General features: G+C 51.4%; 21 protein-coding genes. 18 read left to right on the top strand and 3 right to left on the bottom strand.

All coding sequences use genetic code 11. The features are described from left to right. Positions 1–40 precede the first annotated feature (40 nt). Genes RUMCAL_RS08910 through ruvX form a run of 3 tightly spaced genes read left to right on the top strand, consistent with a single transcriptional unit; the run spans position 41 to position 2,163 of the window. Positions 41–811, top strand: coding sequence for a dihydroorotate dehydrogenase electron transfer subunit (locus RUMCAL_RS08910; RefSeq protein ID WP_040647683.1), 771 nt, complete (start codon positions 41–43; stop codon positions 809–811). Beyond that, the gene (locus tag RUMCAL_RS08905; RefSeq protein ID WP_021682431.1) at positions 811–1,722 is read left to right on the top strand and encodes a dihydroorotate dehydrogenase; all 912 of its coding nucleotides are present in this window, start codon (positions 811–813) and stop codon (positions 1,720–1,722) included. The genes RUMCAL_RS08910 and RUMCAL_RS08905 overlap by 1 nt, the downstream gene beginning before the upstream one ends. A gap of 12 nt (positions 1,723–1,734) precedes the next feature. Next, the gene (ruvX, locus tag RUMCAL_RS08900) at positions 1,735–2,163 is read left to right on the top strand and encodes a Holliday junction resolvase RuvX (RefSeq protein WP_021682430.1); all 429 of its coding nucleotides are present in this window, start codon (positions 1,735–1,737) and stop codon (positions 2,161–2,163) included. 120 nt (positions 2,164–2,283) lie between these two features. On the opposite strand, the gene RUMCAL_RS08895 is transcribed toward ruvX, so the two are convergent. After that, positions 2,284–3,744, bottom strand: a complete 1,461-nt coding sequence (locus RUMCAL_RS08895; RefSeq protein WP_021682429.1) for a 4Fe-4S dicluster domain-containing protein — start codon at positions 3,742–3,744, stop codon at positions 2,284–2,286. A gap of 192 nt (positions 3,745–3,936) precedes the next feature. Next, complete coding sequence (locus tag RUMCAL_RS08890) at positions 3,937–4,962, bottom strand: glycoside hydrolase family 5 protein (RefSeq protein ID WP_021682427.1); 1,026 nt, start codon at positions 4,960–4,962, stop codon at positions 3,937–3,939. A gap of 514 nt (positions 4,963–5,476) precedes the next feature. On the opposite strand from RUMCAL_RS08890, the gene RUMCAL_RS08885 reads away from it, so the two are divergent. Beyond that, entirely contained in the window at positions 5,477–6,235 is a 759-nt protein-coding gene (locus tag RUMCAL_RS08885; RefSeq protein WP_021682425.1) for a helix-turn-helix domain-containing protein, read from the top strand. A 58-nt stretch (positions 6,236–6,293) separates the two neighbouring features. On the opposite strand, the gene RUMCAL_RS08880 is transcribed toward RUMCAL_RS08885, so the two are convergent. Continuing rightward, complete coding sequence (locus tag RUMCAL_RS08880; protein ID WP_021682424.1) at positions 6,294–7,412, bottom strand: bifunctional chorismate mutase/prephenate dehydratase; 1,119 nt, start codon at positions 7,410–7,412, stop codon at positions 6,294–6,296. A 253-nt stretch (positions 7,413–7,665) separates the two neighbouring features. On the opposite strand from RUMCAL_RS08880, the gene ruvC reads away from it, so the two are divergent. The 14 genes from ruvC to RUMCAL_RS08815 all read left to right on the top strand — a co-directional run bounded on the left by ruvC (position 7,666) and on the right by RUMCAL_RS08815 (position 22,995). Next, positions 7,666–8,181, top strand: coding sequence for a crossover junction endodeoxyribonuclease RuvC (gene ruvC, locus RUMCAL_RS08875; protein WP_021682423.1), 516 nt, complete (start codon positions 7,666–7,668; stop codon positions 8,179–8,181). Beyond that, positions 8,178–8,798 (top strand): Holliday junction branch migration protein RuvA, encoded by a 621-nt coding sequence (gene ruvA, locus RUMCAL_RS08870; RefSeq protein WP_021682422.1) that lies wholly within the window; start codon positions 8,178–8,180, stop codon positions 8,796–8,798. Before ruvC ends, ruvA begins: the two co-directional genes overlap by 4 nt. Positions 8,799–8,818: 20 nt before the next feature. Then, entirely contained in the window at positions 8,819–9,889 is a 1,071-nt protein-coding gene (ruvB, locus tag RUMCAL_RS08865; RefSeq protein ID WP_021682421.1) for a Holliday junction branch migration DNA helicase RuvB, read from the top strand. 131 nt (positions 9,890–10,020) lie between these two features. After that, positions 10,021–11,373 carry a phosphoglucosamine mutase gene (gene glmM, locus RUMCAL_RS08860; protein ID WP_040647682.1) on the top strand — a complete coding sequence of 451 codons (1,353 nt, stop codon included), beginning with the start codon at positions 10,021–10,023 and terminating at the stop codon, positions 11,371–11,373. Between the two features lie 28 nt (positions 11,374–11,401). Next, the gene (locus RUMCAL_RS08855; RefSeq protein WP_021682419.1) at positions 11,402–12,271 is read left to right on the top strand and encodes a class I SAM-dependent methyltransferase; all 870 of its coding nucleotides are present in this window, start codon (positions 11,402–11,404) and stop codon (positions 12,269–12,271) included. A gap of 45 nt (positions 12,272–12,316) precedes the next feature. After that, a complete protein-coding gene (locus RUMCAL_RS15550) occupies positions 12,317–12,535 on the top strand; it encodes a hypothetical protein (protein ID WP_021682418.1) in 219 nt (72 codons plus the stop codon). Between the two features lie 52 nt (positions 12,536–12,587). After that, a complete protein-coding gene (locus RUMCAL_RS08850; protein WP_021682417.1) occupies positions 12,588–13,436 on the top strand; it encodes an energy-coupling factor transporter ATPase in 849 nt (282 codons plus the stop codon). Between the two features lie 14 nt (positions 13,437–13,450). Continuing rightward, positions 13,451–14,326, top strand: a complete 876-nt coding sequence (locus RUMCAL_RS08845; protein ID WP_040647681.1) for an energy-coupling factor transporter ATPase — start codon at positions 13,451–13,453, stop codon at positions 14,324–14,326. Next, entirely contained in the window at positions 14,320–15,123 is an 804-nt protein-coding gene (locus RUMCAL_RS08840) for an energy-coupling factor transporter transmembrane component T family protein (RefSeq protein WP_021682415.1), read from the top strand. The genes RUMCAL_RS08845 and RUMCAL_RS08840 overlap by 7 nt, the downstream gene beginning before the upstream one ends. Before the next feature lie 11 nt (positions 15,124–15,134). Then, on the top strand, positions 15,135–17,816 hold the full coding sequence (locus RUMCAL_RS08835; RefSeq protein ID WP_021682414.1) for a YfhO family protein: 2,682 nt from the start codon (positions 15,135–15,137) through the stop codon (positions 17,814–17,816). Next, positions 17,813–18,550: a tRNA pseudouridine(38-40) synthase TruA gene (gene truA, locus RUMCAL_RS08830; protein ID WP_040647677.1), complete on the top strand. Its 738-nt coding sequence runs from the start codon at positions 17,813–17,815 to the stop codon at positions 18,548–18,550. The genes RUMCAL_RS08835 and truA overlap by 4 nt, the downstream gene beginning before the upstream one ends. A gap of 32 nt (positions 18,551–18,582) precedes the next feature. Then, positions 18,583–19,752 (top strand): DUF5711 family protein, encoded by a 1,170-nt coding sequence (locus RUMCAL_RS08825; RefSeq protein WP_021682412.1) that lies wholly within the window; start codon positions 18,583–18,585, stop codon positions 19,750–19,752. 3 nt (positions 19,753–19,755) lie between these two features. Next, entirely contained in the window at positions 19,756–20,643 is an 888-nt protein-coding gene (locus tag RUMCAL_RS08820; protein ID WP_040647676.1) for a CvpA family protein, read from the top strand. Between the two features lie 30 nt (positions 20,644–20,673). Beyond that, the gene (locus RUMCAL_RS08815; RefSeq protein ID WP_040647720.1) at positions 20,674–22,995 is read left to right on the top strand and encodes an ATP-dependent Clp protease ATP-binding subunit; all 2,322 of its coding nucleotides are present in this window, start codon (positions 20,674–20,676) and stop codon (positions 22,993–22,995) included. Positions 22,996–23,028: the final 33 nt, after the last annotated feature.

The following is a 23,028-nucleotide window of genomic DNA, read 5'->3' as shown; positions in this document are numbered from 1 at the left end:
TTCCCGCCCGCCCTTTTTGCTGTTGAAAGGAGAAATTGTCATGGCATATGAACAGATGCTGGTGCCGGTTCTGGAAAAGCAGGCACTTGCTAAAAATATTTATCGCATGGTGCTGCAATGCCGTTCCATTGCACAGCAGGCAGCGTGCGGACAGTTTGTGCACCTGCTGCCTGTAGGCTGCACGCTGCGTCGCCCGATCTCGATCTGTGAGATTAACAAAGCTGCCGGAACCCTGACCATTGTGTTTGAGGTAAAAGGCACTGGTACCGATGCTCTCGCCAATGTGCGGGCAGGGGAAAACGTGGACATTCTCGGACCGCTGGGACATGGCTTCACCATTCTGCCGGAGGCAAAACATGTGGTAGTCGTTGGCGGCGGTATCGGCAATCCGCCTATGCTGTCGCTGGCACAGGTGTATGGCGAACGTGCCACAGCAATATGTGGTTTCCGTTCGGCAAATATTGTCACATTGCAGGACGAATTCCACGCATCTGGTGCGGAAACCATTCTCTGTACCGATGACGGCACTGCCGGCAGACAGGATTTGGTTACAGAGCCGCTGAAAGAGCAGCTTGCAAAGGGTGATGTAGACATGGTATATGCCTGTGGCCCACGCCCCATGCTGAAATTCGTGGCTGCCGCCGCAAAGGAATACGGCGTTCGCTGTGAGGTTTCCATGGAAGAACGCATGGGCTGCGGCATTGGTGCCTGTCTGGTATGTGCATGCCAGCTGGAACGGGAAGGCAAATCCGTGATGGGACACGTCTGCAAAGACGGTCCGGTATTTCCGGCAGAGGAGGTTGTTTGGTAATGGCAAATTTAGCAGTAAATGTAGCCGGCGTATCCTTTAAAAATCCGATCATTCCGGCATCAGGCGTATTTGGCTATGGCAGAGAGTACGAGAAACTGTTCCCGCTTTCGGAACTGGGCGGCATTGCCACCAAGGGTACAACCGGACAGCCCCGTCCGGGCAATCCGGCTCCCCGTATCGCCGAAACTCCCAGCGGTATGCTGAACTCGGTAGGGTTGCAGAATCCGGGAATCGACGCGTTTCTGGAACGGGAACTGCCGAATCTCCTGACAAAGGATACTGTAATTCTGGCAAATATTGCCGGTTCTACCGTAGAGGAATGCGTTTCCATTGCGGAAAAGCTGGACGAAACCGATGTGCATATGATCGAACTGAACATCTCCTGCCCTAACGTGAAAAAGGGCGGGGCAGCGTTTGGCGTGCACTGTGAGAGTGCGGAAATGATTACCGCAGCAGTGCGAAAGGCAACCAAGAAGCCGCTGATCGTAAAGCTTTCTCCCAATGTCACCAGCATTACCGATATTGCCAAGGCAGTGGAATCTGCCGGTGCCGACAGCGTTTCCCTCATCAATACCCTTTTGGGCATGCGGATCAATATCGAAAATCGCCGCCCGATTCTGCGGAACAACGTCGGCGGCATGTCTGGCCCTGCGGTTTTTCCCATTGCTGTACGTATGGTATGGCAGGTCGCACAGGCAGTTTCCATTCCGGTAATCGGTATGGGCGGCGTGTCCAGCGGTACAGATGCCATTGAAATGATGATGGCAGGTGCCAGTGCCGTGCAGATAGGAGCTGCTATTTTCACCGATCCTTATGCTCCAGTTCGCATCATTTCGGAGATGAACGACTGGCTGGACGCACATCATATTGCTTCGGTGCAGGAAATTATCGGCACCGTGCAGCCGTGGTAAGTGAGGCGTTTTATGATTATTATGGGCGTAGATTTCGGCGATGCCCGTACAGGGCTTGCCGTTTGCGATAAGGGCGAAATGCTGGCTTCTCCAGCTGGGGTGATTTCGGAAAAGGACTTTACCCGGTGTCAGGAAAAAGTCGCTGCCGCTGCTAAGGAACACCGTGCAGAACTGCTGGTGGTAGGCTATCCCAAGAATATGAATGGTACCGTGGGAGAACGTGCGGAACTGTGTCAGAAGTTCGGGGACGGTCTGAAAGAACTGACCGGTCTGCCGGTGGTGATGTGGGACGAACGCTGTACCACAGTTTCAGCACATTCCTACCTGAATGTCACCAATACCAGAGGCAAAAAGCGGAAAGCCGTAGTAGATGCTGTTGCGGCAACGATTATTCTGGAAAGCTATCTGGCATACCGGAAGAATCAGGCGGATGCCGAATAAAAAATACAAAATCCCCGAAACCGGATTTGTTCCGGTTTTCGGGGATTTCTTTATGGCAATACCGCACAATCTTTGTGCGGTATCACCTTATGTATGCTATATGCAGTTCAGTACTTTTCCTTATAGAGATTCTTTGCGGTGCATGGGAATTTGTTCTGCTCCCAGCTTTTCCAGATTCTCATGAATGCTGCGGTTGTCTGCCTTTTTGATCATGTTTTCTCTGGCACGTTTGAACTTGTTCACTTCACCGTGGCGGCTGGGGCCGCCTACACAGCCGCCGTCGCAAGCCATGCCCTCGATAAAGTCGCCGGAGAATCTGCCCATTTTCAGCATCAGCAGGGCACGCTTGCAGGCATCAGTGCCGTTGCAGCGTTCCACATTGACTTCGTCGGTCACGCCCTGTTCTTTCATGCTTTCCAATACGGCATCTGTCACACCGCCGCTGTTGCCGAACCATTTGCCGAAAGTGCTGGACTGCTGATTGGTTTCCTCTGCTTCGTGAATGGTAACGCCCTTGGCACGGATAATGGCACGGATCTCGCCGTAGGTCATGGCGTAGTCCGCACTGCCCTCAATGTGCTGGTCGATGACTTCGCTCTTTTTGGCGATGCAGGGACCTACAAAAACAGTTACCGCTTCCGGATCCTTGGACTTGATCCAGCGGGAAACCGCACACATGGGGGAAACGGTAGTAGAGATATTGTCGATTAGATCCGGATAGTGCAGACGAATCAGATTGACAAAGCCGGGGCAGCAGGAGGTTGTCAGCTTTTTGCCCTCCCGATATGCTTCCGCCCACTCCGCTGCTTCGGCATAAGCGGTCATGTCACCGCCCAGTCCGACTTCTACCAGATCGGTAAAGCCCACTTCCTTCAGAGTGTTCCGCCAGCTTTCGAAAGTAATGCCTTCGCCGAACTGTCCTTCTGTAGAGGGAGCAAACATGGCATAGACATGTTTGCCGTCCACTAGTGCCTGACAGACATCTACCAAGCAGGACTTAGAACTGATCGCACCGAACGGGCAGCTGTGGATACATCTGCCGCACTGGATACATTTTTTCTCGTCAATGATGCAGATGCCGTTTTCGTCCATGGAAATCGCTCCTACCGGACAGCTCCGGCGACATGGGCGAATCAGGTCTGCAATGGCGTTGTAGGGACATGCTGCCGCACACTTGCCGCATTCCCGACATTTCTGCGGGTCAATGTGTGCCCGCGTGCGGCCAATATCGATTGCTCCGAAATGACAGGACTGCTGACAGGCTTTCCCCATGCACTTCTGGCAGTTGTCTGTGACAACGTAGCGGGAAATAGGGCAGTCCTCACATGCCGCCTGTACGACTTGTACCACAAGGTCGTTGTGTGATCCCTGCGGAGCCTTCCCCTCTGCAAGGCGGATTCGCTGCCGGACAATTTCCCGTTCTTTGTAGACACAGCAGCGGTATTTTGCTTTCGGACCGGGCATCATGCGATAGGGCAGCTCGTCTTTTTCTGTTTCAAATTTTCCGGCGAAAACCAATTTTGCGACTTCGCACAGAATATCATGTTTGATCTGAATGATCGTACCATCATTTGTTACCATATGGACCTCCGTTGCAGTTATTGCAAGTCTTCTTTTTCTATTATACCATGAAATTTATCGTTTGTAAAGACAAGATTGTTAGGACAAATTTGCAGCAAAAATGCCCCAGCCGTAAAAAGCAGCAGGGGCATCAAAACATAATTTATTTCTAGGGCAATACCGCACAATCTTTGTGCGGTATTGCCCTATAGATTACAGCAAAGGCAGGACTTTCTGCATCACGGGGAATGCTTCCGCATCTGTCAGACCGAAGTCCATTTCTTTATATGTCCAGGCAGCCCGTCCGATGTGGTGCTTTTCAAATACAGCGGAAATAGTCTGATACCAATGCAGAGTGCTTTCCAGATCTGCCTGATGAATGACACCGTACTCGCTGCAATAAAGAGGCACATCATATTTTTCCGCAGCAGAAATTGCCGCAGAAAGATTTGCTTCAAAGAAAGAAGTTTCCACATCTGTGAGCCCTTCATGCAGAAGTGAACCGATATATTCCTTGCTGAATGCAGCGGACCAGCGGCGATAGTTGGCGAGAGTGTCCGGATATGCAATGTGGAAGTCCTTCGGCATACCCTTGATCCACTGTGCAGTCTGATGCGTGAAAATGATCGGATCATAGCAGTGGAAACTGTAGACGATGCGGGAATCTGCCGGTGCATCCAGCAGTGTCACACCGTCGGCACCGTTGTAGTGAATGCCGCCTGCCAGAATAAAAACATCCGGTGCAACAGAGCGGATCGCTGCAATGGCGTTGGCAGCGATCTGGTTCCAGTCTTTTGCAGTGTGCATGTCTGCCGCTTCATTCAGCAGTTCAAAGGCGACAACATCGCTGTCATTTCCAAAGCGTTTTGCAAATTCCTGCCAAAGAGAGATAAAGCGAGCCTGCAATGCCAGATTGGTGAAGAATTCGCCGGAATCTGACTCATCGGCAAAAGAATAGCCAGCAGTTTTGTGTAAATTCAAAATCATGTGCAGATCGTATTTTCTGCACCAGAGAATGCACTGCTTGATCCAGCGAAAACCGTCTTCCTTGAGAATGCCGCCCTCGGATTCTACCAATTCATAGTCCACCGGAATCCGGACGTGATCCAGTCCCCAGCGGGCAACTGTTGCAAAGTCCGCTTCCGTGATAAATGTCTGATAATGCTTTTCGGTATGCTCTTTCTGTGAAAACCAGCCGCCAAAATTGATACCATGCTGATAGCCTTTCCAAATACGCATGATGTGACCTCCTGTCAATCGAAATAGCAGTGGCTGTTGTCTGTTACGGAAGCAATTTTCTATTTGAATTGCTTTGAATCCGCTATGCTTATGAAGCGGACACGTGAAAACGAGAGCCGTGGGGAATGCTGCTGAACACCAAATAATTCCAGAGTCAATGCCCCTTTAAAATATCTGCATTTTCATTTTACGAGGAATATCAAAAAAATGATACCAAAAAACTTGCTTTTTTGATAGAAATGTGATACAATATTTCTGTACAGGATAAATGCAACTTTTTGGGTCCTGAAATCATAGAGTAATTATAGGAATTTCTTATTTTTCCCATGCTTCCGTAAAAAACCAGCAGAGGTCGATGTGTATTTTCCAGTTGTTCTGGAAAATACAGTACTTTTTTCAGTGCAGGTTGCCGAAGAGAACGGATAGAGCAGGATTTTGTTATAGATTTGCTTCTGAAAGGAATTCTATATTTATTCACATTTAAGGCGATATAAAATAGTAGGAGGAGATTTTCATGACATTGGAATTAGAATGGCAAAAAGCAGAGCAGGAACGGCAGGAGGATACGCACCAGCACGAACCGCCGGAAGTCGAATTTGGCTTTTATAATCAAGTGCAGCAGGGCGATGTGGATGCAGTGCAGGAAAATCTGCGATCCGGATTATATCGGCAGATCGCCATGAGAGTAAGGCTTTCTGACGATTTGGTGCAGAATTTCCGGTATCACTGTATTATCTGTCTGTCAATGGTATCGCGATTTTGTATTGAAGGCGGCATGCCGGGGGAACAGGCATATCGTATGAGCGATTTCTATATTCGTAAAATTGACACGGCAACGACCATCGATCAGGTGGAGAAACTGCATGATGACGCTTGTATGGACTATGCCAAGCGAATGCAGCAGCGGAAAATCAAGCAGGTCTGTTCCAAGCCGGTTTCACTGTGCCTGAACTACATCTATTCACATATGCACGAAAAAATTTCCACAGAGGAACTTGCTGCGGAAGTGCACCTGCACCCCAGTTACTTATCCCGTCTGTTTCGGGAGCAAATGGGCTGTACGCTGCATGATTATATTTTAGATCAAAAGATTCAGTCTGCCAAACGCATGCTGCAATTTTCCGACCGCAGCTACGCTGAAATTGCAAACCTGCTGGCGTTTTCTTCCCAGAGCCATTTCATACAGGTCTTTTCCAGAAAAGTCGGTGTTACGCCGAAGCAGTTTCGGGAGGCGGAATTTCGTTCAAAACTGATGCGTGGAGAACAGGAATGACAAAAAGCAGTCCGCGGCAAACGGACTGCTTTTGAAACTGTTTTTGCAATAGATCAGATTATACCATGACGACAGCATTTCCCAACAGCTTGAAATCCCGACAGCTTTTGCAGAGATCATTCAAAAATGCGGCAATGCTCCGGTCGCGGAGATTGCCCTTGAAGTCGATGTGAAAAACAACGTCGAAGCTGCCGTCCCGAATGGGTCTGCTTTCGATTTTGGTCATGTCCAGTCCATACAGGAAGAATTTGTTCAGGATTCGGCTCAGGCTGCCGGGCTCGTTGGAAATGGACAGCATCACGGAAATCACAGACGCATTTTCCGCCACCTGCATGTCCTTGGTGATGCAGATGAACTGAGTGAAGTTCGGGACAACATTGGAAATACGGGAAGCCAGAATCTGTAGGCGGTTGTGCTTGGCACAGTCTTCGGAACAGATCGCGGCAATGGTCTTGTCACCGGATTCTGCCACCATTTTGGCAGCAGTGGCGGTGTTGCTGTAGTCGTGGCTGTGGAGAGAACGTGCATCTAAGAAATCGCTGCACTGAGAGAGTGCCTGCGGATGGGAATACACTTCGGTGATGTTCTCCATTTTAGCATCCGGCAGGGCAGCCAGACAGTGCATCACTTCTACCTGATTCATTGCGGTGATAAAGAAACTGTACTTTCCCATCAGGTCTACAGTCTGTGTAACCGTTCCGGAGGTGCTGTTGTAAATTGGCAGAACGCCGTATTCCAGTTCGCCGGATTCTACTGCTTCAAAGACCTGCTCAAAGGTCGGATAGAACTGAATGTGCCGTTCCGGAAAGAATGCCTGTGCGGCGGTTTCGGAGTTTGCACCCACGGTGCCCTGACAGCCGACACGGACGGCTTCCTTCATGCGGGGCGTTTTGAAATTGGGGGCATCTTCGGCAGCGACCAGCATTTTCTGCTGTAACTGGGAGCTGATGCTCATCATGTTGGCGAACATGGTGCGGGAAGCCAGTCCCAGCCCCTCTTTGGCATTCTGTTCTACGCGGTCGAGGATCTGCTGTTCCCGTCCTGCCTGAAAAACCGGCATGTTGTGTGCTTTTTTATATCTTGCAACATCTTGGCAGAGAAGCATGCGTTCTTCAAATAAAGACTGGATCTGTTTGTCCAGCCGGTCGATCTCATTGCGGATTTCCTGTAATTCCATGTTGTATTCCTTTCTGTGAAGGGATTTTCGGTGCAGATGCGGTGTTGCCCTTGAAATTTGCGGGAGGTTTCTTTCTGTGAGAACAACTTCTGCTACCGTGTGCAAAGTATGCTAACTTCCATTATACACAATTATTTTTCAAAAATCAAGATAAAATTTTGAATAGCTATTGAAAACAGCAATCATTTTGTGCTATAATGAAATGTACGTGTGAAACGAGGCAGGCACTGACCTGCAAACAGGAGGGCTGGAAATGCGGATTTTAGGAATCGATCCGGGCTATGCCATTGTAGGCTTTGGAGTGGTGTCCTATCACGGGGCGGATTTTACGCCGCTGGAATACGGGGCAATTACCACAGAAGCCGGCACACGGTTTGCAGCACGTCTGACGGCGATCTATGACGATCTGGATTTTTTGCTGAAACGGTTTCAGCCGGACTGTATCGCGATTGAACGGCTGTACTTTACTTCCAACCAGAAAACGGTGATCGATGTGGCACAGGCACGCGGTGTTATCGTCCTCTGTGCGGAGCAGCACCAGATTCCGATGTATGAGTACACACCCCTGCAAGTCAAGCAGGCGGTCGTGGGCTACGGAAAGGCGGAAAAGCGGCAGGTCATGGATATGACAAGGCGAATTCTGAAGCTGGCACAGATCCCGAAGCCGGACGATGCCGCCGATGCCCTTGCCCTTGCGATTTGCCACGGACATTGTGCGACCGGCGTGCAGCTGCAAAAGAGAATCATCAAAGCAGGAGATACAATATGATATATAGTGTACATGGAAAACTGATCGCCAAAGAACCGGCAATGGCAGTGGTGGAATGCGGCGGCGTAGGGTATGCCTGCCGTACCACTCTGCATACACTGGGGCAGGTGGGAAATCTCGGTGAAACCGTTCTGCTGTATACGGTCATGAGCGTGCGGGAAGATGCCGTAGAATTATTTGGCTTTTCCACACAGCAGGAATTGCAGTGCTTTCAGCTTCTGACCTCGGTTTCCGGCGTGGGACCGAAGGCAGCCCTTTCCATTCTGTCGGATCTGACACCGGATCAGTTCCTGTTGACAGTGGCTTCCGGTGACAGCAAGGCACTGACACGTGCCAAGGGCATCGGGGCAAAGTCTGCCCAGCGAATCGTCATGGAACTCAAGGATAAGATCGCCGGCGATGCCACCGGGCTGCTCTCCGGCACTGCCGGTGCAGGAGAGATTGCGGCGGCGACCCAGTCCGGCGGCAATGTGGGCGAAGCTATCGAAGCTCTTGTCACACTGGGCTATACCCAGAGCGAAGTGGCACCGATCGTGGCAAAGCTGGATCCGTCCCTGTCGTCCTCCGACCTGATTCGGCTGGCGTTACAGGAATTCGGAAAACAGCGTAACTTTTGAGAGAGAGGGAATCAACCAAAATGATTGAAACCAGTGATATGCAGTTTGAGGAGCGTATGGTGACACCCCGCGAAGTGGAAGAAGACCGCGAAGCAGAAGTGACACTCCGTCCGCAAACGCTGGTGGAATATATCGGACAGGATAAAGTCAAGGAAAATCTGGCAGTCTATATCGAGGCAGCCAAGCGGCGTGGAGACCCTTTGGATCACGTGCTGCTGTACGGGCCTCCGGGACTGGGAAAGACGACCTTGTCCTCGATCATTGCCCACGAAATGGGCGTGAATCTTCGTGTGACAACTGGTCCGGCAATTGAAAAAGCCGGTGATCTGGCGGCGATCCTGACCAATTTGCAGCCGAATGACGTGCTGTTTATCGATGAGATCCATCGCCTGAACCGTCAGGTAGAGGAAATCCTGTATCCGGCACTGGAAGACCATGCCATTGATATTATCATGGGAAAAGGGCCGTCAGCACGTTCGCTACGGGTGGATCTGAACCCGTTTACACTGGTAGGGGCAACCACCAGAGCGGGGCAGCTTTCCAGCCCGCTGCGTGACCGCTTCGGCGTAATTCTGCGGCTGGAACTGTATACCACAGAACAGCTGACGGACATTGTCCGCCGGAGTGCAATGCTGCTGAAGATCCCGTGCTCCATTGACGGGGCAATGGAAATTGCAGGGCGTGCCAGAGGGACACCCCGTATTGCCAACCGCCTGCTCAAGCGGGTGCGGGATTTTGCCGATGTCATGGGCAACGGTGAGATCACACAGGAAATCGCCCACATGGCACTGGATCGTCTGGAGATCGACGAACTGGGACTGGACAGCAATGACCGCCGCATGCTGGAGATGATCATCAAGGGCTACAGCGGCGGACCGGTAGGACTGGAAACGCTGGCTTCTGCACTGGGTGAAGAAACGGTCACACTGGAAGACGTGTGCGAGCCGTACCTGATGCAGCTGGGCTTTCTGGCGAGAACGCCGCGGGGACGCTGTGCTACTGCATTGGCGTATCAGCATCTGGGCTATCAACAGCCGGATTCCGGCGGCGGTATGGACGGTCAGATGAAATTTTCCACAGAAGAATCTTAAAGCAACACTGTACAAAGCTTGCCTGACGGCTTTGCGTGCAATCGCATTTTGTGCGGTGTTGCCTAAAAATATCAAATCATTGACAAAAACATCGGAGTGATCTCCGTATGTATGAAAGGAACATAAGAATCATGGGTAGATTGTTTGGGACAGACGGTGCGAGAGGTGTCGCAATTACAGAACTGACATGTGAAATGGCAATGCAGATCGGCCGTGCCGCTGCATTGGTGCTGACAAAAGAGGCAAAGCACCGTGCGAAGATTTTCATCGGCAAGGACACCCGCATTTCCTCAGATATTCTGGAAGCGGCTCTTTGTGCCGGCATTTGTTCGGTAGGAGCAGAAGCGGTAAAGCTGGGCGTTGTCCCCACACCGGCTGTGGCATATCTGGTGCGGACACACGGTGCAGATGCCGGCGTGATGATCTCCGCATCACACAACAGTGTGGAATTCAACGGCATCAAGCTGTTTGCCGCTACCGGTTATAAGCTGCCGGATGCGATCGAAGCAGAGATCGAAGCACTGATTCTGGATCATCCGGAGCAGATCACATTGCAGTCCGGTACCGCAGTCGGTGCCATTTCGGAATACGCTAACGCCAAGGAAGACTATATTTCTTATCTGGCAAGCTGTATTGCCGCAGACTGTACCGGCATGCGTGTGGTTCTGGACTGTGCCAACGGCAGTTCCTCCGCAACGGCAGAATCCTTGTTCACTCGTCTGGGTGCAGAGGTACATATGCTCAGTGCATCACCGGACGGCACCAATATCAATAAGAACTGCGGCTCCACCCACATGGAAAACCTGATGGAATATGTAAAGACCCACGAGTGCGATCTGGGTCTGGCATTTGACGGTGATGCAGACCGTTGTCTGGCGGTGGACGAGAACGGCAAACTGGTGGACGGCGATAAGATCATTGCTATCTGTGCCCACGCATTGCAGCAGGAGGGCAAGCTGAAAAAGAATACTGCCGTAGTGACTGTGATGACAAATCTGGGCTTCTTCCACTTTGCCAAGGCAAACCAGATTGCCACAAAGGCGACCAAGGTCGGCGACCGTTATGTGCTGGAGGAAATGCTCTCCGGCGGCTATAACATCGGCGGCGAACAGAGTGGTCACATCATTTTTCTGGACGAAACCACTACCGGCGACGGCGAACTGTCCGGCATCAAGCTGCTGGAAATTCTCAAGAAGTCCGGCAAGAAGATGAGCGAACTGGCAGGTCTGATGGAGTGCTTCCCGCAGGTGCTGTACAATGTGACCATTCAGCCCCAGAAAAAGGGACTGTGGCAGGACGATGCCGACATTGCAGCAGTCATTGAAAAGCATACCGCGATCCTCGGCGACAACGGCAGAATCCTCGTGCGGGAAAGCGGTACCGAACCGCTGATCCGCGTCATGGTAGAGGGAAAAAACGCCGGTCAGATCGAAGCCGCTGCACAGGAAATCACAGAACAGGTCAAGATTTTTGCCGCATCATAATGCAGGATAGATAAAGGAGTAGCCCGAATTGAGAGTAGCAAATGGTTGGAAACAATATCGCATTTTAGACACTTCGCAATTGGAAAAGCTGGAGAACTGGCATGGTGTCACACTGGTACGCCCTGATCCGCAGATCATCTGGAAGACCCCGAAAAAGCACCCCGCATGGAACAGGGCGGACGGACATTACAGCCGCTCGTCCTCCGGCGGCGGAAGCTGGGCGTTTTCCAAGAAGCTGCCGCCGTTTTGGGAAATGGAATATGAACCGCTGGGGCTGACATTCAAGATTCAGCCCACCGGCTTCAAGCATACCGGATTATTTCCGGAGCAGGCAGTGAACTGGGACTGGATGGCAGAGCAGATTCGCAACGCTGGCAGACCGATCTCTGTCCTGAACCTGTTCTCCTATACCGGCGGTGCAACGCTAGCATGTGCCTCCGCCGGTGCTTCTGTGTGTCACGTGGACGCATCCAAGGGCATGGTACAGTGGGCAAGGGAAAATGCCGCACTGTCTGGACTGACGGAAAAGCCCATTCGCTGGATCGTCGATGACTGCGAAAAGTTTGTGGCACGGGAGATTCGCCGCGGCAGAAAATACGATGCCATCATTATGGATCCGCCCAGCTACGGCAGAGGTCCGGGCGGTGAGGTCTGGAAGCTGGAAGAAAACATTTTCGATCTGGTAGAACTCTGTTCCGGCGTGTTGTCGGAAAACCCGCTGTTCTTCCTGCTGAACAGCTATACCACCGGACTTTCTCCCGCAGTAATGGGGTATCTGCTGGGGAGCGTTCTGAACCCGAAATTCGGCGGCGGGGTGACAGCCGATGAGATCGGGCTGCCGGTAGAACAAAGCGGCATGGTATTGCCCTGCGGTTCTACTGCGATCTGGAAAAAATAAGGGAAACACTGCATAACGCTGTTTGTGCGGTGCTGTCGGAAGTCTATGCGTCGAAAACAATGGGGAACGTTGCTTCTGGGGGTGCTTTCTTTGGCGGCGGACTGCTTCGCAGCAGGGATACAGTATCTGGATCGCCGCTATGTGTATGGGGACCCGCCGGAGGGCATCGCAGAAATGGTGCACTTTTTTGCTCCGTATGGGTTGTTCGCAGCGGGTGTGGCGGTACTGGTGGTGCTTCTGCTGCTGGTATTCCGGCAAAAATAAAGATACGGCAGGAATTTTCTGCCCGTATTGCCTGAAAAAAGGAGAAAATACCGTGGAAAAACTGATTGCGGCAGAGCATCTGTCATTTCACTATACCGACGAGGAGGGAAAACCAGCTTCTCCGGAAATCCTGAAAGACCTGACTCTGACACTGGAAGCAGGCTCTTTTGTGGCAGTCCTGGGGCACAACGGCTGCGGCAAGTCTACGCTGGCGAAACATATGAATGCCATTCTGCTGCCCACCGGCGGAAAAATGTGGATTGCCGGCATCGATACCTGTGACGAAGAAAAGCTGTATGAGATCCGGCAGCATGTAGGTATGGTGTTTCAGAATCCGGATAATCAGATCGTGGCAACGATCGTCGAAGAAGACGTGGCTTTCGGACCGGAAAATCTGGGGTTGCCGCCGGAAACTATACGGGAACGGGTGGACGATGCTCTGAAAGCGGTCGGCATGTACGAGTATCGCATGCATGCTCCCAATCAGCTTTCCGGCGGACAGAAACAGCGAATCGCCATTGCCGGCATTATCGCCATGCGTCCGTCCTGCATTGTACTGGACGAGCCCACAGCGATGCTGGACCCGAAAGGCCGTATGGAAGTCATGAAGACCATTCGCATGCTGAACCGTTCCTATGGCATTACCATTGTGCTGATTACCCACTATATGGAAGAAGCAGCACAGGCAGATCGTGTGATCGTCATGGACGACGGAAACATTCTGCTGGACGACCGTCCGGAGGAAGTGTTTTCCCATGTGGAACAGATGAAAGCAATCGGACTGGACGTGCCGCAGGTGACGGAACTGGTGTATGAACTGCGGCAGCAGGGGATTCCGCTGGACAGTCATATTATCAGTGAAGATGCCGGCGTAGAGGCAATTTTGCAGAACATGGCGTGAAATGAGGTGTGCAAGTGGCAACGATACAGACAGAAGGACTGACCTATCGCTATGGCATTGGGACACCTTTTGAAAAAACGGCAGTAGATCATGTAGATCTGGAAATTGAAGCAGGCTCCTTTGTGGGGATTATCGGGCATACCGGCTCCGGCAAATCCACGCTGATTCAGCACCTGAACGGGCTGCTGCGTCCCACAGAGGGAAAGGTTCTGCTGGACGGTGTGGACATCTGGGCAGACAAGTCGAAAATGCGGCAGATGCGGTTTCGGGTAGGACTGGTGTTCCAGTATCCGGAGTATCAGATCTTCGAGGAAACCGTGGCGAAAGACATCGCCTTTGGTCCGCGGAATATGGGACTTGCCGAAGAAGAAGTGCAGGCACGTGTGCGGGAAACGGCTGCCATTGTGGGGCTTTCCGAGGAAATCCTGAAGCAGTCACCTTTTTTGCTGTCCGGCGGTCAGAAACGCCGTGTGGCAATTGCCGGCGTTATGGCAATGCGTCCGGAGGTGCTGATTCTGGACGAGCCTACCGCCGGACTGGATCCCCGCGGGCGGGAGGAGATCCTACAGGAGATCCAGGCGTACCGCAATCAGACCGGAGCGACTATTTTGCTGGTTTCTCACAGCATGGAAGATGTGGCACGGCATGCGAAAAAAATTCTGGTGATGAATGCGGGAAAGGTGTTCTGTTACGATACGGTGGCAAATGTTTTCCGCCGTTCGCAGGAATTGCAGGCGATCGGTCTGGCAGTGCCGCAGATCACCCGCGTTTGTGATGCACTCCGTGCCAGGGGCGTACCGCTGACAGATGATATTTTCACCGTGGAGCAGGCAAAACAGCAGCTTCTGGAATGGTATCATCGGACAAGAGGAGGGCAGGGAACATGCTGAAAGACATTACGATCGGACAATATTTCCCCGGCTCCAGTCCGGTACACCGCATGGATCCGCGATTCAAGCTGATCATGACGCTGTTGTTTATTGCCATGTTGTTTATGGGACAGCATCTGTACTCCATTTGTTTCGGAATTGTGTTTTGCATTCTGGCACTGGCTCTCTCCCGCATTCCGGTGAAGCTGATCTGGAAAAGCATCAAACCGCTGATACCGGTGCTGCTGATCACAGCAATTTTAGACCTTTTCATGGTGGACAGCGGTGATGTGTATCTTCACTGGCATTTTCTGAAAATCACAGCAGGCGGCGTGCGGACGGCGGTTTTAATGGTTACACGAATCATTGTGCTGCTGGCAGGCTCTTCGCTGCTGACTTATACCACTTCGCCCATTGCTCTGACAGATGCCATCGAACGGCTGCTGTCCCCGCTGAAAAAGCTGCATGTGCCGGTGCATACATTTGCCATGATGATGACGATTTCTCTCCGGTTTATTCCCACGCTGCTGGAAGAAACGGACAAGATCATGACGGCACAGAAAGCACGGGGAGCCAGCTTCAGTGAGGGCAATCTGTTGCAGCGTGCCAAGGCACTGGTGCCGATTCTGGTACCGCTGCTGGTGTCGTCTTTTCACCGTGCGGAAGAACTGGCAACGGCAATGGAATGCCGTTGTTACCGCGGGGAAACCGGCAGAACCAAAATGCGGCAGCTGCATGCTGCCGGACGGGATTATGCAGCAATGACAGTGACGCTGCTGTTGTTTACCGGTGCGGTAGCGGTAAAAATCATCTTTTAAGGAGAATTTGCATGGAAATAGCATCATCTGTGAAAACGCCGCTTTCTCAAACAAATGTAAAAAGTCAAAAGAGCCGCATTTTTCTGCTGCTGTCGTTTGGTATCCCCATGCTGTTTCTGGCGGTAGGGCTTGTGTTGCAGAACGTGCACCCTTTTGGAGATCAGCAGATTCTGGTGGTGGATTTCTGGCATCAGTATTACCCGTTCCTGCGGCTGCTGCATGAAAAATTGCAGCATGGAGGTTCTCTGCTGTATACATGGGATTCCGGCTTGGGTTCCAACTTCGTATCTATTTTTGCCTACTATGCTGCCAGTCCGCTGAACCTGCTGACGGCACTGGTGCCGGAAACATTTCTGCGTGATGCGGTAACATTGGTATTGCTGTTGAAAGTCGGCTTTGCCGGCTTGTTTTTCGCATGCTTTCTCCGCGGTGCATTCCGGAGAAATGATTTTTCCCTCTGTATCTTTTCCGTGATGTACGCTCTGTGCAGCTACATTCTGGGGTACTACTGGAATATCATCTGGCTGGATACAGTCGCCCTGCTGCCGCTGGTAGTGCTGGGACTGGTATATCTGGTGCGGGACGGAAAGTGCCGGCTGTACTGCATTGCACTGGGGTTGTCGCTGTTCACAAACTTCTATATCGGCATGTTCACCTGCATCTTTGCAGTGATCGCCTACTGTTGTCTGTGTGTGTGCTATCTTCGCTGGAAACAGCTGCCGATGCGGACATTGGCAATGGCAGGTTGTTCTTTGCTGGGCGGAGCGTTGGCGGCAATTGTGCTGATACCCACTTATTACGCATTGCAGCTGACCTATAGCGTGAACAATGCGTTCCCTACAGCGGTGCAGTTTTATGAAAACTGGCGGACGCTGGCGGCAAATCTCATCAGCTTTCATGAACCGACTTCCAAGGACGGTCTGCCGAATCTGGCATGCGGCGTACTGCCGCTGGTGCTGATCGGACCATTTTTGCGTTCCGGCAGGATTCGGATTCGGGAAAAGATCATGGCATTTCTGGTGCTGGCGTTCTTGATGATCAGCTGTAACTGCAATGTGCTGAACTATATTTGGCACGGATTCCATTTTCCGAATATGCTGCCTTATCGATTCTCATTCCTGTTTTCCTTTGCCCTGCTGACAGTGGGCTATCGTGCTTTCTTGGTCGTGCTGGAGGAAAAATGCCGCGTGTGGGACTTGCTGGCAATGCTGGCAGTGACAGTAGGTGTGTTCCTGATTGCATACAATGTGCAGGAAAACCGTGCTGTCTACTGGACAGCCGCACTGATGCTGCTGTATACAGGCATTATGCTATTGGCATATCGGCAGATTTTCGGAAAGAAGATGCTGTATCTGGCGGTGTCGATCGTGCTGGCATTCGAGATGTTCCAGAACGTGAAGCTCGGTACAGAAACGGTTTCAACATCGGCATATACCGGTTATCCGGCTTCCTATACAGACGTAGAGAATCTGCTGGAACAAATCGATGAACAGGACGAAACGCCGTTTTACCGGACGGAACTTTCCACATGGTATACGCTGAATGATCCGGCGTTGTATGGCTATCACGGCGTTTCGCAGTTTTCTTCCATGGCAAATGAAAATGCCACCAAGTGGATCCGTTCGCTGGGCTTTCCGGCATCAGAGGCGGGAAATCGTTACTACTACGGCGGCGGCACGCCGGTGGGAAATGCCTTTACCGGTGTTCGCTATCTAATCAGCCGAGCAAGCACAGTGCTGGACGACAGTGCGTGGGAGCAGATCGCTTCTTCGGAGTCCTGCTATGCGTACCGGAATCAGTACGATCTGCCCATTGGTTTCCGTGCCAATGCCTCCTTGCTGGAATACGATCCGAATCCGGAGGCGAACCCGTTCGATAATCTGAACACGCTGTTCCGGCTGGCGACCGGCATTGAAACACCGTTGTTTACCATGCTGGAAGTGGACAGCGTGGATTATGAGGGAGCAGATGCCCTGAAAAACAGCTATGGCAACTACACATATCATACTGATGCCAGTGCGGAATCTCACAGCCTGCAATACAATTATCGGGTGCCGCTGGATACAACACTGTATGGTTACATGAATTTGCAGGACGTTTCCAATATTACGATTCTGCAAAACGGCGTCTACAAGGGCTATTTCAACAATGGCAAGCAGGGATTCATTTTCCCAATGGGCACCTATCAGGGGGCAGATACGGCAAGTGTTTCTATGACCTTGCCCAAGGACGCAGTTTCCGGTCTGATCGTGCTGTATATGTATCAGATCAATCCGGACGTGCTGGAGCAGGGCTTTGCAGCATTGCAGAACGGCGGCATTACGCTGACGGAAGCTTCGGACACTAAGCTTAGCGGCACTCTGACTGCGGAGCAGGACGGCGTATGCTATTTTTCGATTCCCTATGAATCCGGCTGGCATGCGAAAGTGGACGGCGTAAAAACCGAGATCACACCCATTGCCGGAGAAATGGTTGCCGTTCCGGTGACTGCGGGAACGCATACCATTACGCTGACCTATTGCCCGAAAGGTTTTGTGGCAGGGGCTTGCTGTACTGCCGGTGCGGTGTTGCTGCTGCTTGCCGTGCCTTTTGTGCAATGGAAAACCGGAAAGCGGCTGTTGCAGCCGGTTCCGGAGGAACAGGCAGAATTTGCTGTTCCGGAAAAAGAAAAGGCGGAGGAAACAGAATCGTGAGAAATCTGAAAGTAACAATGGGCTTTCGCGGAACCAATTATCACGGGTTTCAGCGGCAGCCCAACGGCATCACTGTGCAGGAAGTGGTGGAAACAGCACTGTCACAGCTGTTCAACGAGCCGGTGACCATACAGGGCTGCTCCAGAACAGACACCGGCGTGCATGCCAAGGAGTACTGCTTCACCATGCAGACGGAAAAACAGCTGCCGGAACGGAACTTCATTCGGGGAGCCTGCGGGTATCTGCCGGAGGATATTTCCATTTATCGGGTGGAGGAAATGCCGCCGGAGTTTCATGCACGGTTCAGCTGCAAGGCAAAGGAATATATGTACCGGATCCACAACAGCGAAAGCAAGAATCCGTTTACCACCGATCTGGAATTGCTCTATCGGCGGAAAATGGATATTCCGCTGATGCAGGAGGCGGCACAGCACTTTGTGGGCACCCACGACTTTGCAACGTTTTGTACAAATTACACAGAAAAACAGAATACCATTCGTACAATCCACGACATAACCATAGAAAAGCAAGGAAATACCGTGATTCTGCTTGTCAAAGGCAATGGTTTTTTGTATAATATGGTTAGGATACTGGTGGGGACGCTGTTGAGTGTCAACGAGGGAAGAATCGCCGTTTCCGAACTGGACGACCTTCTGGCATCTAAAAATCGTGTCCTCGCCGGAATCACCGCACAGGCACATGGACTGTACCTGAATCGGGTGTTTTATGAATAAAGCCTGTCGGAAAGGAGATCGTCAAAAAGCTTATGAGCTATGATTCTGATGATATGATCGAAAAACGCAAGCGACGCAGTAAGCTGCGTTCTCTGCGGAATTTGCTGATATTCCTGCTGATCGTCGGCTTCTGCGGGTATTTGTATATACAGCGGGACGCGTGGATCCCGAAGCTGGAGGGGATCGGCGGAAGGTACGATTCTGTGACGCAAAATGACGGCACACTGGCAGAGGGAAACTTCCCGCTGACCATTTCCGGAAGTTCCAGCTATCAGGCAGCGTTGGCAGATGACACCTTGTTTCTGCTGCATGATGCCTATCTGAGTACCTATTCTATGCACGGCGATGCAGGAGATAACCGGCAGCACGCGTTCCAGAACGCCACCATGAATACTGCCGGAAAATATGTATTGCTGTTCGAAAACGGCGGCACCTCATTCCGGCTGGACACCAGGCACAAAAATGTCTATGGCAAGTCTGTGGACAACAACATTCTTTCCGGTGTCGTCAGCGACAACGGAACTGTTGCCCTGATTACGGAGTCTGGCTCCTATGCCTGTGCCATTGTGGTATACGACAATACCGGAAAGCGGCTCTATCAGCGGAACTGTACGGAGTACGTGGTGGATCTGGCATTTCACAAGGACAGCAACGGCTTGTGTCTGACTTCAGTGAAAGTGGAAAATGGTGTGGTGCAGAGCACTGTCACCAGCATCACATTTAATCAGGTGGACACCCAGTGGACTTCCATGCCGCTGGAAACTTTGAGCGTCAAATCTGGTTTTTCCTCCAACGACAAATTCTGTGTGGTGGGAAATACTGCTTGTGCATACTATAGCAGTGCCGGCGAAATGCAGGGAACATATAACTATAACGGCACACTGGTCAGTGCAGATCTGGAAAACGGAAAGGCTGCTCTGATCATACAGGACGACCAGAAGCGAAACACCTCGCTGGTGCTTCTGGATCAGTCTGTTTCCAGTCCGAAAGTGTTGTCTATTGACAGCACTGCGGAAGAAGTACGGGTGTGCGACGGCGATGCTATTGTCATGAGCCGCGGAAATATCACTTCCTATGATTTTTCCGGTACGGCACTGGCAACAGTAAATCTAGACGGTGCCTATACTTCGTTTCTGAAACAGGACGGTTATTTGTTCCTGCTGGGATATGATCAGATTGATCGTGTGGACTTTAAGGAGTAGCTTGTGGAATCTTTCATGCATCAGACGTGGTGGCTGTATGATCTGACAGTGTTGGCAGTGCTGATCCTCTGTATCTGGGGCGGCTGGCGGCGGGGTCTGATCAGTTCTGTTGCTGGTCTGCTGGGATATGCTGCTGCGGCATTGCTGGCAGGCGTTCTGGCTCAGCCGGCGGCAGAATATGTATACGACCGCTGGCTGGCAGAGCCATGTGCGGCGATTCTGGAACAGAAAATGGAACAGTATCATCTGGCAGACGATTTACAGCAGACGCTGGGGAATTATGGGATTCAGCTGGACGATGCGGCATTACAGCAGATCGCAGACAATCCGGACAATGCTTCGGAAGAGTTGTACAGCGTGGTGTCCCAGAAAACAGGACTGCCTGCGGAACTAGTGCAGCAAGGACTGTCCCAGAGTATTGACAGTGCATCTTCTCAGCTGTTTACGGAGATGCCGTCATGGATGCACGAGGCGATCCTGCCGCAGCAGAGTTCACAGGAACTGCAAAACCGGACTGTACAGGCGGCGGCAATGGTGCTCTCCAGCAATACCAGCGATGCTGCAAAGCAGCTGACAAAGCTGTATGTTCGTCCGGTGCTGATTATAATGGTTAAAACATTTACTTTTTCAGTTCTATTTCTCTTGATTTCTGTATTGATTCAAGGTATAATAAAAGGACTATCTGCTTTCCGCCGCACCGAGGGCATACGCCTGACAGATCAGGTAGTTGGTGCCGGACTGGGAGCAGTGCAGGCAATTTTTCTGCTGGTGCTGATGGTCAAACTGACGGGGTGGATCGTGGAGCACGGCGAAAATCAGATTGCCTTTTTCAATCAGGCTGAAATTCAGAAGTCTGTTTTATTTCAGCATCTCTATCAGCTGATGCAATAAACCTATCAGAAAGGTGTGTAGAAAACGATGATGTTATGCAGTCGATGCAAAAAACGGCCTGCCGTGGTATTTATTACAGCGATGCAGGGCGAAAAGAAGAAAAATGATGGTCTGTGTCTGGTGTGTGCCAAGGAACTGCACGTGCCGCAGATCGATGAATATATGAAACAAATGGGAATTACCGATGAGGAACTGGAGCAGATCTCCAATCAGATGATGGACATGATGGACGGGGAAAGCTTTGAAATGGGCGGCTCCGGTGTAATGCCGCAGTTCCTGCAATCTTTCATGAAGGATCCGGGAAAGATTTTCGGGAATCTGAAAGATGACGGTGAGGAATCCAATGAATTGCAGACCGCAGACGGTGATGAGGAGATTCCGTCAGCAGACTACACAGAAATCCCAAGCGGTTCCAGACGGGAACGCCGTTCCAAGCGGAAAAAGGAACTGCGGTTCTTGGGCAATTACTGCACGAACCTGACTCGCCGTGCCGCAGAGGGCAAGCTGGACGCAATCATTGGACGGGATAAGGAAATTGCACGGGTGATTCAGATTCTCTCCCGCCGCACCAAGAACAATCCCTGTCTGATCGGTGAACCCGGTGTCGGCAAAACGGCAATTGCCGAGGGAATTGCTTTGCGGATCCACTCCGGAAACGTTCCCATGCATCTGAAAGATAAGCAGGTATACCTGCTGGATCTGACTTCACTGGTTGCCGGTACCCAGTTCCGCGGACAGTTTGAAAGCCGTGTCAAGGGCTTGCTGGCAGAGGTGAAGCAGGAAGGCAACATCATTCTGTTTATCGATGAGGTGCACAATCTGGTAGGTGCCGGAAATTCTGAGGGTGCCATGAATGCAGCAAATATCCTGAAGCCTGCACTCTCCCGTGGGGAAGTACAGGTTATTGGTGCCACCACCTTTGAAGAATACCGCAAATATATCGAAAAGGATTCTGCACTGGAACGCCGTTTCCAGCCGGTAACGGTCAATGAGCCGACTGTAGACGAAACCATTGAGGTGCTGAACGGCATTGCAAAGTACTACGAATCCTATCACCGTGTGCACATTTCTCCGGAGATGATTCGTCTGTGTGCTGTGCTGTCAGAACGGTATATTACCGACCGGTTCCTGCCGGATAAGGCAATCGACCTGCTGGACGAAAGTTGTGCATGCACCAATCTGCGTTCTCCGGAAATCGAAGCTTATGATAAGCTGGCAAAGAAAAAGGAAGAACTGGAAGCCAAGGAAAAATCCATTGAAGATGAAACCGAGATCAACTTCGAAGAACTGGCTCAGGTCAAGGGCGAACTGATTCGTCTGAATACCAGTCTGGAAGAAGCCCAGAAGAAGCTGGACGAAGTGCAGGTGACTGCTGACGATTTGTCCAAGGTCATCGAACTGTGGACAGGGATTCCGGCACACAAGATCGCGGAAACTGAATTCACCAAGCTGGCACATCTGGAAGACCGCCTGAAAGCCCATATCATCGGACAGGACGAAGCAGTGAATTCGCTGGCAAAGGCAATCAAGCGGACGAGAGTACAGCTAAGCCCTCGCCGCCGTCCGGCTTCCTTTATCTTTGTAGGGCCTACCGGCGTGGGAAAGACAGAACTGGTCAAGGTGCTGTCGCAGGAACTGTTCGATTCCAACGACCCGCTGATTCGTCTGGACATGACGGAGTTCATGGAAAAGCATTCTGTGGCACGTATGATCGGTTCCCCTCCGGGATATGTTGGCTACGATGAAGCCGGTCAGCTGACTGAAAAAGTTCGCCGCCGCCCGTACTCGGTGATTCTGTTCGACGAAATCGAAAAGGCTCATCCGGACGTGATGAATATTCTTATGCAGATTCTGGACGAGGGCAAGATCGACGATGCACAGGGCAGAACGGTCAACTTTGAGAACACTGTCATCTGCATGACTTCCAATGCCGGCTCCACCGATAAGAGCATTGGTGTAGGCTTTAACCGGACAGACACTGAAATTTCCAAGGAAAAGGCAATGAAGGGACTGCGGGAATTCCTGCGTCCGGAGTTCATCAGCCGTATTGACGAAATCGTGGTGTTCCGGAATCTGACAAAGCCGGATTTCGAAAAGATCGCTGCTTTGATGCTGGACGAAATGAAACAGCCGCTGGCAGAAAAGAACATCACGTTGCAGTACGATGCTGCCGCACTGGCAGCCATTGCAGAAGAAGCATACGGCAAGCCCTACGGTGCCCGTGACATTCGCCGTGTTATTCGCCAGATCGTAGAAGATCAGATCGCTTCTCTGATTATTGCACACAGTACAGAAATTCACACACTGCTGGTTTCCGCCAAGGACGGCAAGGTGGAAGTAACTTTTCAGTGAGAATCAAGGCAATACCGCACAAAGATTGTGCGA

It is taken from the genome of Ruminococcus callidus ATCC 27760 (assembly GCF_000468015.1).
GTDB classification, from domain to species: domain Bacteria; phylum Bacillota; class Clostridia; order Oscillospirales; family Ruminococcaceae; genus Ruminococcus_C; species Ruminococcus_C callidus.
This window is presented reverse-complemented; position numbering and strand designations above follow the sequence as displayed.